The organism is Rheinheimera sp. 4Y26 (genome assembly GCF_025245835.1).
GTDB lineage: Bacteria > Pseudomonadota > Gammaproteobacteria > Enterobacterales > Alteromonadaceae > Pararheinheimera.
The window spans coordinates 22,374-34,597 of the sequence record NZ_JAOBWS010000011.1; the positions used below are offsets into that span (position 1 = coordinate 22,374).

A 12,224-nucleotide genomic window follows, 5' to 3' on the forward strand; every position below is an offset into this window, starting at 1 on the left:
AATACCTGACCAGCTTAAAAAACTAAGCGGCGAAGTGCAAGGTAAATTGTCTGCAAACCATAGGCGCCAAGCAGTATGGCTACCGCAAAACGTACCCAAATATGGTTTTTAAGTTGTTGCACCTTTGCGGCTGCTTGCCCTGCCAGCAGCAAAGCCGGCAAAGTGCCCAGACCAAAACCCAGCATCCACCAGGCCCCCATACTTGCAGAGCCGCTGGCAAGCGACCATGCCAGGGCTGAATACACCAGACCACAAGGCAAATATCCCCAGCACAGGCCATAACCAAATGCCTTTACTGCTGAATCCAGTGGTAACAAACGTGCTGACAGCGGCTGCACATAACGCCACAACTTTTTGCCCAGAGCTTCAAGCGCGGTGAGACCAGTCCAAAGTCTGCTGACATAAAGTGCCATCAACAGCAACATCAGGCCAGACAGCAGTTGCAGCACTGGTTTTCCGGTGCCAAGCAGCTGCATGCCTTGCATACCGAGCCAACCGGCAAAAGCGCCAAAAATGACATAGCTGCTGATGCGTCCGGCACTTAACGCCAGTTGCAGTTTGAGTTTTGCACTGTTGCTCTGGCCCGGCATCATCATTTGTAAGGCGCTTACAATACCGCCACACATCACCAGACAATGACCACTGCCTAAAAAGCCAATCAGTAGCGCAGGTAACAGGGCTGACACTAGTTCAAAGGGGGTGATCATCGTCTTTCTTTGGGCTTGCTGCCTCAGGCTTTTGCTGTTTTTCGTCAAACAAAATACTAAAAGCTTCTTTGTCGAGGTCATCAAACTGTTTAGATTTCACCGCCCAGAAAAAGACAGCCAGCCCCAGAATGACAAACAACACGGCAATTGGAATTAATACGGAGATAATACTCATTGTTTTAATAACCTGAGTGAATTGGAAACCACCAATAAGGAGCTGAACGACATACCAATCACAGCTACATAAGGTGAAACAAAACCGCAGACTGCCAAAGGTATAATCACCAGATTATAACCCACAGCCCAGAGCAAATTCTGCCGCACTACTTTTTTCGCCAGTTTTGCCCCGGCGATGAGTTCGGACAATAACGACAAATCGTTATGCAGCAGCACCACATCAGCCTGGTTTTTTGATAAATCGGTGCCTGAGTCCAGCGCAACAGAAACATGGGCCGCATGAAAGCTGGGGCTGTCGTTAATGCCGTCACCGACCATCAGGACAGTATCCCCTGCAGCAACAGCGTTTTGAATATGCTCAACTTTTTGCTCAGGTGTGCAGGATTTCCACAGCTGTTGTACACCAAGGCTGTTGGCGACTTCTTCTGCCTGCGCTGAGCTGTCACCGGTGATAATGCTGCTTTGAATATGAAGATTTTTTAAACTTTGCATCAGAGTGCCGGTTTCAGGGCGCAGCGCATCCGACAATTCAACAGAGGCTGCAAGCTTGTCATTGATAGTGCAATATACCTGAGCTTCTGTTTGCGCCTGCTGACAAAATGCTGCACTGCCCACTTTCACTCTGACAGGTGCCGCTGCCTGTGCAGGTAGCCATAGCGCCGATAAACCGGCACCAACCTGCAATTCAACTTCGCTCAGTTGGAGTTGTGAGCTCAGATGTCCGCTAAAAGCGCGGGCTATTGGATGTTCAGAATAAGCTTCGAGATTGGCAATCAGGTTTGTCAGCTCTTCGGCGCTGTATGGACTTTGATGCAGCCTGAAGTGACGCACACTAAAGCGGCCCTGCGTCAGGGTGCCGGTTTTATCAAAAAACACCCGGTTCAGTTTTGGCAATACTTCCAGCACCTGCTGGTTTTTAATCAGAATACCTTTGCGGTTCAGTCGTGCCAAAGCGCAGGTAATGGCGGTTGGGGTTGCCAGACTCAGGGCGCAGGGGCAGGTGGCAACCAGCACAGATAAAGTCACCCAGAAGGCACGATCGGGATCAATAAAAAAGTACCAGATGCCAAAGGTCAGGGTGGCGATGATCAATAATCGCTGCACAAAAAAACGGGCAATTTTATCCGTTTTTTCCAGCAGTTGCGGTTTTTGATGCAGGGTTTGTTGTTGCAGCAGAATAATCTGGCCAAGTCTGGACTCTGTCAGCGCTTTTTGCACCTGAACCACTAACACGCCGTCATGGTTCACACTACCGGCAAGCACAGTGTCACCTGGTTGTTTGGTAATAGCGCGGTATTCACCGGTCAACATCGATTCGTCGGTACTGCTTTGGCCGCTTTGAATCATGCCATCTGCCGGTATGGTTTCGCCGGCTTTGACTAAAATCAGCGCTCCTGGCGTTAAGCGTCTTGCTGAAGTGGCAGTGGCCTGCTGACCATCCCATAACCAGGCACTGACCGGCATCACTTTGAGCAGATTACTGGTGGCATCACGCGCTTGTTTACGGGCGCGGAATTCAAAAAACTTACCCAGCTGCAGTAAAAACACAAACATACAGACGGATTCAAAATACACTTCACCACTGTGACTGACGGTGGCGTAGACCGATGCTAAAAAGGTGTAATAGAGTGCCAGTACGATAGGCACGTCCATATTCAGCTCGCGCGCTTTGAGCGCACGCCAGGCACTCTGGCTAAATGGCGCTGCGGCAAACACCATCACGGGTAATGTCAGCAGCAGGCTTATCCAGCGCAGATAACCTTCGTATTGCTGCTCTATGCCGGTGTATTCGCCAAAATACAGACCAAAGGCCAGCATCATCACCTGCATCGACATAATGCCGGAAACGGCCAGACGCTTGAGGTAAGCCCGCATTTCCTGCTGATAATGCTGCTCTTCGTTGTCGGCAATAAAAGGGCTGGCCTGATAACCCAATTCAGCGATACCTTTGAGTAAGGTACTCAGTGGTGTTTGGTTAGGATCAAAACGCAGTGCACAACGCGAAGTTGAAGAATTCACCGAAGCGCTGGCCACTGCCGGGTGCTGCTTCAGCTGTTTTTCTATCAGCCAGGCACAGGCAGCGCAGCTCATGCCGCTAATTGAAAGCTCAACCTGCTGCCACTGCCCATCTTTGGTGGTTAAGTCACCCAGTACATCGGCATTGTCATAACTTTGCAGTTGTTGCTGTAGTTTTTCCGGCAGCGGTGTGGCTTTATTGGCAGGTGCAGTGCGAAAACGGTAATAATCGCCAAGACCCTGCGAGATAATACTCTGGGCGACGGCTTCACAGCCCGGGCAGCAAAAATGACGTTGCTGACCATCAAAGTCCAGCACAAAGTTACTGCGCTCTGGCACCGGGTCGTTACAGTGAAAACAGGGTTGCACCACAGCTTTTGTCATCTTAATAGGTCAGTTTGATTTCACCGTTGTGCGGTAGCGTTAATTCAGCGCGCAGTTTCCACTGCTGGCTGTTGTCGGTCAGTACCAGCTTCCATTTGCCGGTTAAAGTGGCTGGCAGTTGGGTGATATATAAGTTTTCGCCACTGCGCTCAGCTTTCACCACAAAGTCTTTGGCGGCCACAGTGTTATGCACAAATTGCAGGTCAAGGGTGTCGCCCAGCACCGGATTACTGGCAAAACGCACCACGGCTTTGTCGGCGGCAATCAGAATATTGGCTTGTAAATTGCGAAGTGCAGCTTCGCGGTATTTCGCCAGATTCATATTGATGGCTTTGCCTTCAGCATAATAGTCATCCACCACTAAATCCGGCTTTTGCAGGTTCATAATGTAAATAGTGTGGGCGGCTTTAAACATGGTTAGCAACGGCAGGGCGATCAGTGCCCAGGGCCAGAATTGTTTATACCAGGGTTTGCTTAACATCGGTTTTCCTCTGCTGCATAACAATAAGCCCCGACAGCGGGGCTTATTGCAGCGGTTGAACGCTTATCCGGTCACAACCGGTTATTTGGTGTCGTCCGGACGTGACAACCGGTATACGTAAGCGGTGATCACGTGGATTTTATCTTCACCCAGCGTATCTTTAAAGGCTGGCATTACACCATTGCGGCCTTTAAGCAGCGTGGTTTCGATTGAACCGGCTGAACCACCATATAACCAGGTGTTGTCGGTCAGGTTTGGCGCCCCAAATGGCAGGTTGTGCGCCAGACTACCTTTACCGTCCGCACCGTGACAGGCAGCACACATACCAAACTTGGCTTTACCAGCGGCAGCGTCTTTGTCGTTCACTTTACGGCCAGACAAACTCAGTACGTAAGCGGTCATTTCTTTCACGCCCTGTTCACCCAAAGCTTCACCCCAGGCTGGCATGGCGGCTTTACGGCCATACAGCAGGGTTTCTTTGATCTTGTCAACAGTACCGCCGTATAACCAGTCGTTGTCGGTCAGGTTCGGGAAACCACGCTGACCACGGGCATCAGAGCCGTGACATTGGGCGCAGTTTTGCAGGAACAAACGTTGACCTACTTTCAGCGCCTGAGTGTCGTACGCCAGTTCTTCAATTGGGCGGCTGGTATATTTAGCAAACTCTTTGGCAAAAGTTTCGTCTGCTTTCATGTATTCGCGGTCCAGCTGAGAAGGTGTACCTGCAGCTTTTTGCGCTTCAATGGCGGCTTTTGATTCTGCTAAAGACTTTACGCCCTGGTTAGAGCTGGTCCAGCCTAAAAAGCCTTTGAAGTTACCAAGGCCAGGGTAGGCGGCAAAATAAAATACCGACCAGACGATGGTTGCGTAGAACATAATGGTCCACCACTTTGGCAGTGGGTTGTTAATTTCTTCGATACCATCAAACTCATGACCTGTGGTTTTGCCTTCTTCAACACCCACATGGTTTTTTAAGTTCCATGTTAATAACACAGTACATAACACGATACATGCGATCGTTAAAATTGTGATCCAAGCACTCCAAAAGCTACTCATGATCCGACTCCTGTTGTTGTTTTTGTTGTGACTTTTGTTCGTCAGCAAAGATTGCGTTTGCTGCATCGTCGAAATCTGGTTTGCGCTTGATTAAAAACACCCAAACCAGAAGTCCAACAAAGGCCACCAAAATAATCACGGTATAAAAGCTGTGAATGGTTGCGTAGTCCATAAGGATTACTTCAACGCTGTGCCCAGTGATTGCAGATAGGCAATCAGGGCTTCCATTTCTTTCTTGCCTTTTACCGCAGCTTCAGCACCAGCGATATCTTCGTCAGTGTAAGGCACGCCAAAAGAGCGGAAAGTCTCCAGCTTTTTCGCAGTCAGTTTGCCATCCAGCACGTTTTCATCGAGCCACGGATAAGCAGGCATGTTTGACTGTGGTACAACAGAACGTGGATCCATTAAGTGAGCATAATGCCAGTCATCGCTGTAACGACCACCAACACGGGCCAAATCTGGACCAGTACGTTTAGAACCCCACAGGAACGGATGTTCCCAGATACTTTCGCCGGCAACAGAGTAGTGACCGTAACGTTCAACTTCATGACGGAACGGACGGATCATCTGGCTGTGGCAGTTGGTACAACCTTCACGAATAAAAATATCCCGGCCTTCCATTTGCAGCGCAGTATAGGGTTTTAAACCATCAACAGGCTCAGTGGTTTCTTTGATAAACATCAAAGGGGTAATTTCAACCAGAGTACCAAAGCTGATGGCAACTACAGTTAAAATGGCCAGCCAGCCGGCGCTTTTTTCAACTTTTTCATGGTAATTCTTAGACACGATAAGCTCCTTACGCCGCTTCTGCTACTGGCTCTAACACGCCTTGTTTGGCACGGACTGTTTTAATCACGTTGTAGGCCATCACCAGCATACCTGTGACTACAAACACACCACCGATAAAACGCATCAGATAGAACGGATAAGAGGCTTCCAGCGACTGTACAAAGCTGTACGTCAGGGTGCCGTCAGTGTTCACTGCACGCCACATCATGCCCTGCATAATACCGCTGATCCACATGGCAACGATGTACAGTACAACACCAGTGGTATGTAACCAGAAGTGGGTGTTCACCAGCTTGACGCTGTACATGCGACCCTGACCAAATACGGCCGGAATTAAGTGGTACAGTGCACCGATAGACACCATGGCAACCCAGCCTAAAGCGCCTGAGTGTACGTGGCCAACTGTCCAGTCTGTGTAATGAGATAAAGCGTTTACTGATTTGATGGCCATCATCGGGCCTTCGAAGGTCGACATGCCGTAGAAAGACAAAGACACGATCAGGAAACGTAAGATTGGGTCTGTTTTCAGTTTATGCCAGGCACCTGATAAGGTCATGATACCGTTGATCATACCGCCCCAGCTTGGCACAAACAGAATCACTGACATCACCATACCCACAGATTGAGTCCAGTCAGGCAGGGCAGTGTAATGTAAGTGGTGAGAACCGGCCCAGATATAAAGAGCGATTAAGGCCCAGAAGTGCACCACAGATAAACGGTAAGAATACACCGGACGGCCGGCCTGTTTTGGTACGAAGTAGTACATCATACCCAGGAAGCCAGCTGTTAACAGGAAGCCTACTGCGTTGTGGCCATACCACCATTGCACCATGGCATCCACAGCGCCGCCGTAGATAGAATAAGATTTAGTCAGAGAAACCGGGATCACCATGCTGTTGACAATGTGCAGCGCAGCAACAGTGATAATAAAACCGCCGTAGAACCAGTTGGCTACATAAATATGGCTGGTGGTTCTTTTGATCATAGTGCCAAAAAACACGATGGCATAACTGACCCATACCACAGCAATTAACAGGTCAATAGGCCATTCCAGCTCAGCGTATTCTTTACTCTGGCTGATGCCCATTGGCAACGTGATAGCCGCAGCAATAATAACCACCTGCCAGCCAATAAAGGTAAACATGGCCAGTTTTTCCGCATAAAGCCGAACCTGACAGGTACGTTGCACCACGTAATAAGAGGTAGCGAACAAGGCGCTGGTACCAAAAGCGAAAATTACCGCATTGGTATGAAGAGGACGAAGTCGGCTGTAAGTCAACCAGGCTGTATCAAAGTTCAGTGCTGGCCAATATAATTGCGCCGCTAATAAAACACCTACTGTCATGCCGACTATACCCCACAACACTGTTGTGAGGGCAAAGAGGCGGACAACCGTGTAGTTGTAGTCAACATTTAACGATTTGGTCTGGCTCATGTTGAGTTCCGCTGCAGTTTTTTGCTAGTTATTAAAAAACACCCATGGGGGTGACCCTTCTTATAATAGACCGATAGTTTAGCAAGGTTTTTCTGACACAACCTTGTTTTGCCTGCCAATCTTTGGGCGCGATAATACGAGTTTTACCCCCAAAAAGATAGGCGGACTCGCCGGTTTTATGATGTAGAACAATGTTGCTGTTCAGTTTTTGAGCGCAACAACGGATATTTCACAGTCGCGTGCTTAAAGCCTTACAATCCAAAGCACAAAATGAGGTAAAAAAGTTTTGATGAAAAATTTATTTGGTTGTGTTTTGTTGATGTTAGCGGCCTGTACGCCTGACCAGCCAGCACGGCTAACCCCAGAACGCAAAGTACAGCTTGAACAATTTCAGCTGATTTATGCACCTGGTGATATGCCGGTGGAAACGCCTTTGGTACTGAGACTGAATACCGGCAATGAAGCTGTCACGGCAGTGCGCGGCCATATTGTAGGTAAAACTATGTATATGGGGAAAATTCCGCTGCAATTTAGCCTTAACGGCCAACATTGGCAGGCAGAGCTGATGCTCGGTGCCTGCAGTGAGCCGAAGATGCAGTGGCAGCTGACTATTGAAGTGACTTATGCCAGCGGGCAACAAGTCAGATTACAGGACTTGTTTTATTCGCGCTGGCCCTGATGAATGTTTTGTGAAAGGACTTTGTGTGGTCGGGTAGCACTCTGTTATCCGCAAATGATCTGACGTAAACACAAAGGTTCAGCACTGAGTTGAAGTTTTGCCGTCTCCACACAAACAAATTCATCCGACGCGCCCTGATGCATATCAACCATAGCTGACGATTTTTCAGCGCCCGGATTCCATAACACGCTGGCATCATGACCTTGCTGCTGCACTTTTATCACAGCTGCAGCTTCGTCAGCATGATGCTGCTCAGGCGCCTGCAGTGTTAATAGTTCTGTTGTGCCTTTGTAAACCCGGTCAATTTCCCCCTGAAACACCAATGAAGTTGTTGGCAACTGTAATTGGCTGTTGCTGACTTTGTCGTAACAAGAGGGAGGGAGCGGGCTCACACTGGCGCCCTGAGATTGTGGCAGTTGAAAATAGCTGTGTAGCGCTGCCTGTTGCAGCAGAGGGCTTTTGCACTGAAGTTCCAGGCTTAGCTGGTCAGCGAGGCTGACCAAATATTCCAGCCGCACCTGCTGTTCCAGCCAGGGTAAAGCCGGCAGTTCAATGGCAAACCGGATGGCTACCTCATCCTCTGTGATTCGCTGTTCTGTTACCTGCCACATTAAAGTACGAACCAGGCCATGATTGGGCATTGCTTCGGCTTTCGCGCCAAACTCAGCGGCCGCTTTGCCAAACCATGGCCAGCAAATGGGAACGCCGCCGCGTATTGCTTTATTGCCCTGCCACAGCGCCGTTTTTGATAACCAGAATAATTCACGCCCTTTTGCATTCTGATAGGACAATACCTGAGCACCATAAGGTGCAACCACCACAGTCGCGCCCTGGTAGTGAAGCTCAAAACAGGGTAAATCGGTTAAAGAGCCAAAACCTGAGCGCTGCACAATGGAGTTGTTTTGCATGATTAAAACCGCTGTATCAAAAAGTTACGTTATAAATGATGGATATTATTAATAAAAAAAGCGACCTGAGTCGCTTTTTTTGCTTTTGACTGCCAGTAGAGTTATCACCCGTCGGTCAATCGCAGGTCAGATTAAGCTTTCATCAGCTCAACTGTATTATCAAGCATGCGGTTACTAAAACCCCATTCATTGTCATACCACGCCATCACTTTCACCAGACGGTCGTTGACGCGGGTTTCAGTGGCATCAAAAATTGATGACATTGGGTTGTGGTTAAAATCAACCGATACCAGCGGTAAATCGTTAACAGCGAGCACCTGGTTCATCGGGAATTCGCCGGCGGCTTTGCGGATAATGTCGTTGACTTCTTCAACAGTGGTATTACGGCCGGCAATAAAGGTTAAATCCACCAACGAAACGTTCAGCGTCGGTACCCGCACCGCTAAACCATCAAACTTACCTTTAAGTTCAGGTACCACTAAACCCACTGCAGCGGCAGCACCGGTTTTGGTTGGGATCATCGACATAGCGGCAGCGCGGGCGCGGCGCACGTCGGTGTGGTACACATCACTCAAGCGCTGATCGTTGGTGTAAGCGTGAATGGTTGTCATCAGACCGGATTCAATGCCAAGTACATCATTTAATGGTTTGGCAATAGGTGACAAACAGTTGGTGGTGCAGCTGGCGTTGGAAATGATGGTCATGTCGGAGGTGATCACATTGTGGTTCACACCATAAACTACGGTAGCGTCTACATCTTTGGCAGGCGCTGAAATAATCACTTTTTTTGCGCCTGCGGTTAAATGAGCGCCGGCAGTTGTGCGGTCGGTAAACAGGCCGGTACATTCCAGCACCACATCAACTTTTAACTCGGCCCAGGGCAGGTTAGCGGGGTTACGCTCGCTCAGGGTCAGAATTTCGTCCTGATTGACATAAATAGCTTTATCAGAATGCTCCACATTGGCCTGGAAAATACCGTGTGCTGTGTCGTATTTCAGTAAGTGGGCATTAATAGCAGCATCACCCAGATCATTTATAGCCACGACTTTGATGTCGTACGCCTTCTTACTTTCATATAAAGCACGTAAAACATTACGGCCGATACGGCCAAATCCATTAATTGCAACACGAATTGTCATGGCTCACCCCGAATTATTGTCAATTGTGTAGTAAAATTACATGTTTTTTGCCATTTTTCAAGCTCAAAAACGTTATGCAATCGTATTTATGTAATTTAATGACATAAAGCCGCATTTAGCCATCGAAAGTAATTTTTTACGTCGTATACTGCTCAGGCTAAGCCGGTCAGATGCATAAAAAAGCCAATGAAAACACCGGCACTTCCATCGCGACGCACTGATTTGGAGCCTTTATGGACAAAAAACTTCTTGCTGATTTAATCCGCTTTAACGGTATTGAAACAGCCTTCACCGACGCCTGGGGCAATGCCACCGAAGTAAAAGAGCAGGATCAGCTTAAATTACTGGCGGCTCTTGGTTTTGCCGTCGACAACGACACCCTGGCTGCGGAGCAGCTGGCAGAGCGGCAGAAGTTACATTGGTTAGAGCCGCTGGATCCGGTTTCAGTTCAGCAGCAAAGCGCAGAGCAACAATACCGCCTCCAGGTTAGATTGCCGATTGACGAAGTGCATCAGCAGCTGACCGTTACCCTGACCACAGAGCAGGGCCACACCCATGCCTTTAGTTACAGTGCCATCGATGCCGAGTTATCCGGCGTCATGCTGCTTGATGACACTGAATATCAGCAATATGAACATTACTTTCACTTCGACCTGCCCTTAGGTTATCACCAGCTGAGGATTGCGATTGAGGGGGATGATGAGATTTATCAGCAGTCGCTCATTATCACACCGGAGCGTTGTTTCCAGCCGCAGCAATTTCAGGCGCAAAAGCAGTGGGGCGTTTCAGTGCAGCTGTATGGGTTAAAATCGGACAGCAACTGGGGTATTGGTGACTTTGCCGATTTAGGCCGTCTCGTCAGTTATTTAGCCAAGCAAGGTGCTGATTTTGTTGGCTTAAATCCTATTCATGCGCTATATCCGGCCATGCCGGAGTCAGCCAGCCCTTACAGCCCTTCGTCGCGCCGCTGGCTGAATATCATTTATTTAAGTGTGCCGCAAATGCCGGGTTTTGCTGAGTGTTTACAAACTGCAGCTTTGGTCAATGCCGCCCATTTTGTTGAAGCTGTACAAGCACAGCGCAACAAAGATTGGGTGGATTACGCTGGTGTGATGCAGCTGAAACTGCCGGCACTAAAAACGTTATTTCACTGGTTTACTGAACATCAGCAAGCAAATCCAAAGCTTGCGGCTGATTTTGCAGCCTTTAAGCAACAAGGTGGCGACAGCCTGCGTCAGCTGGCGCTGTATGATGCTTTGCATATGCATTTAATTGCCAAAGATCCCCATGCCTGGGGCTGGCCAAACTGGCCGGAGCAATATCGCGATGCCCACAGTGAAGCTGTGCAGCAGTTTGCGGCTGAACATGAAGACGACATCGAATTTTACGGTTATCTGCAATTTTGTGCCCAGCAGCAGCTGGCCACTGTGCAGCAGCAGGCCAAAGCCAGCGGCATGTTGTTAGGTTTATACCGTGATTTAGCCGTAGGGGTCAGCGAAGCTTCTACCGAAATCTGGTCTAATCCGGATTTATATTGCCGTAATGCCAGTGTTGGTGCGCCACCGGATATTCTGGGTCCGAAAGGTCAGAACTGGGGTCTACCGCCTATGCTGCCTTATCAGCTGTTCCGTCAGGCTTACAAGCCGATGATTGAGCTGTTTCGCGCCAATATGCAGGACTCAGGTGCGTTGCGGATTGACCATGTGATGGCATTATTACGTTTATGGTGGGTGCCCAAAGGTGCACAGTCGGCCGGTGAAGGCGCTTATATTTATTATCCTATTATGGATTTACTCGGCATTCTGGCGCTGGAAAGTCAGCGTCAGCAGGCGGTGGTGATAGGCGAAGATTTAGGCACAGTGCCGGATGGCATTTTTGAGCTGTTACAACAGTTTGGTATGTATTCATATCGTATCTTCTTTTTTGAACAAGCCGAAGATGGTGGTTATATTTCAACGGCACATTATCCGGTACAGGCTATGTCGGCGTTAACCACCCACGATATGCCGACTTTAATTGGCTTCTGGCATTGCTCCGACTTAAAACTTGGTTTAAAACTCGGGCTTTACACTGAAGAAATTCTGCCGGCTTTATACGCTGACAGGCACAAAGCCAAACAACGTATTCTGGATTCTTTGCATGGCCATCATGCCTTGCCGGCCGATTATCCGCGTTCAGTGGAAAATCTTGGCATGGACCGCACTCTAAACTATGCACTGCAACAACATCTGGCCAAAGGCAGTTGTCAGCTGTTATGTCTGCAACTCGAAGACTGGATGGAAATGCTGGAGCCGGTGAACGTGCCGGGCACCAGTGATGAATACCCGAATTGGCGGCGCAAACTCAGTATTACCCTGGAGCAACTGGAATCTGCCGGTCATATCAGTGCCCATCTGCAAAATTTGACAGCAAATCGCCGTTCTGGCTTATATTCATAATTCAATAAAAAAACT

The 12,224-nt window shown here is 48.8% G+C and carries 12 protein-coding genes; 2 read left to right on the forward strand and 10 right to left on the reverse strand.

Annotation, left to right across the window (positions count from 1 at the left end):
• Positions 1–14: 14 nt before the first annotated feature.
• The 8 genes from N3Z11_RS13870 to ccoN all read right to left on the reverse strand — a co-directional run bounded on the left by N3Z11_RS13870 (position 15) and on the right by ccoN (position 7,045).
• A complete protein-coding gene (locus N3Z11_RS13870; protein ID WP_260657794.1) occupies positions 15–707 on the reverse strand; it encodes a sulfite exporter TauE/SafE family protein in 693 nt (230 codons plus the stop codon).
• Entirely contained in the window at positions 691–882 is a 192-nt protein-coding gene (gene ccoS, locus N3Z11_RS13875; protein WP_260657795.1) for a cbb3-type cytochrome oxidase assembly protein CcoS, read from the reverse strand. The genes N3Z11_RS13870 and ccoS overlap by 17 nt, the downstream gene beginning before the upstream one ends.
• Positions 879–3,284: a heavy metal translocating P-type ATPase gene (locus N3Z11_RS13880; RefSeq protein WP_260657796.1), complete on the reverse strand. Its 2,406-nt coding sequence runs from the start codon at positions 3,282–3,284 to the stop codon at positions 879–881. The genes ccoS and N3Z11_RS13880 overlap by 4 nt, the downstream gene beginning before the upstream one ends.
• Before the next feature lies 1 nt (position 3,285).
• The gene (locus tag N3Z11_RS13885) at positions 3,286–3,765 is read right to left on the reverse strand and encodes a FixH family protein (protein WP_260657797.1); all 480 of its coding nucleotides are present in this window, start codon (positions 3,763–3,765) and stop codon (positions 3,286–3,288) included.
• An 81-nt stretch (positions 3,766–3,846) separates the two neighbouring features.
• The gene (ccoP, locus tag N3Z11_RS13890) at positions 3,847–4,821 is read right to left on the reverse strand and encodes a cytochrome-c oxidase, cbb3-type subunit III (RefSeq protein ID WP_260657798.1); all 975 of its coding nucleotides are present in this window, start codon (positions 4,819–4,821) and stop codon (positions 3,847–3,849) included.
• Entirely contained in the window at positions 4,814–4,993 is a 180-nt protein-coding gene (locus N3Z11_RS13895; protein ID WP_260657799.1) for a CcoQ/FixQ family Cbb3-type cytochrome c oxidase assembly chaperone, read from the reverse strand. Before N3Z11_RS13895 ends, ccoP begins: the two co-directional genes overlap by 8 nt.
• Before the next feature lie 5 nt (positions 4,994–4,998).
• The gene (gene ccoO / locus N3Z11_RS13900; protein WP_260657800.1) at positions 4,999–5,607 is read right to left on the reverse strand and encodes a cytochrome-c oxidase, cbb3-type subunit II; all 609 of its coding nucleotides are present in this window, start codon (positions 5,605–5,607) and stop codon (positions 4,999–5,001) included.
• A gap of 10 nt (positions 5,608–5,617) precedes the next feature.
• Positions 5,618–7,045 (reverse strand): cytochrome-c oxidase, cbb3-type subunit I, encoded by a 1,428-nt coding sequence (gene ccoN, locus N3Z11_RS13905; RefSeq protein ID WP_260657801.1) that lies wholly within the window; start codon positions 7,043–7,045, stop codon positions 5,618–5,620.
• Between the two features lie 289 nt (positions 7,046–7,334).
• Here ccoN and N3Z11_RS13910 point away from each other — a divergent pair, with 289 nt between their 5' ends.
• Positions 7,335–7,724: a hypothetical protein gene (locus N3Z11_RS13910; protein WP_260657802.1), complete on the forward strand. Its 390-nt coding sequence runs from the start codon at positions 7,335–7,337 to the stop codon at positions 7,722–7,724.
• Positions 7,725–7,768: 44 nt separating this feature from the next.
• Here N3Z11_RS13910 and N3Z11_RS13915 read toward each other — a convergent pair whose 3' ends face one another.
• Both N3Z11_RS13915 and gap read right to left on the reverse strand, forming a co-directional pair.
• Positions 7,769–8,632, reverse strand: coding sequence for a D-hexose-6-phosphate mutarotase (locus tag N3Z11_RS13915; RefSeq protein ID WP_260657803.1), 864 nt, complete (start codon positions 8,630–8,632; stop codon positions 7,769–7,771).
• Positions 8,633–8,763: 131 nt separating this feature from the next.
• A complete protein-coding gene (gene gap, locus N3Z11_RS13920) occupies positions 8,764–9,771 on the reverse strand; it encodes a type I glyceraldehyde-3-phosphate dehydrogenase (protein ID WP_260657806.1) in 1,008 nt (335 codons plus the stop codon).
• A 233-nt stretch (positions 9,772–10,004) separates the two neighbouring features.
• Between gap and malQ the strand changes: the two genes are divergently transcribed.
• A complete protein-coding gene (gene malQ / locus N3Z11_RS13925) occupies positions 10,005–12,209 on the forward strand; it encodes a 4-alpha-glucanotransferase (protein ID WP_260657807.1) in 2,205 nt (734 codons plus the stop codon).
• The last annotated feature ends 15 nt before the right edge of the window (positions 12,210–12,224 follow it).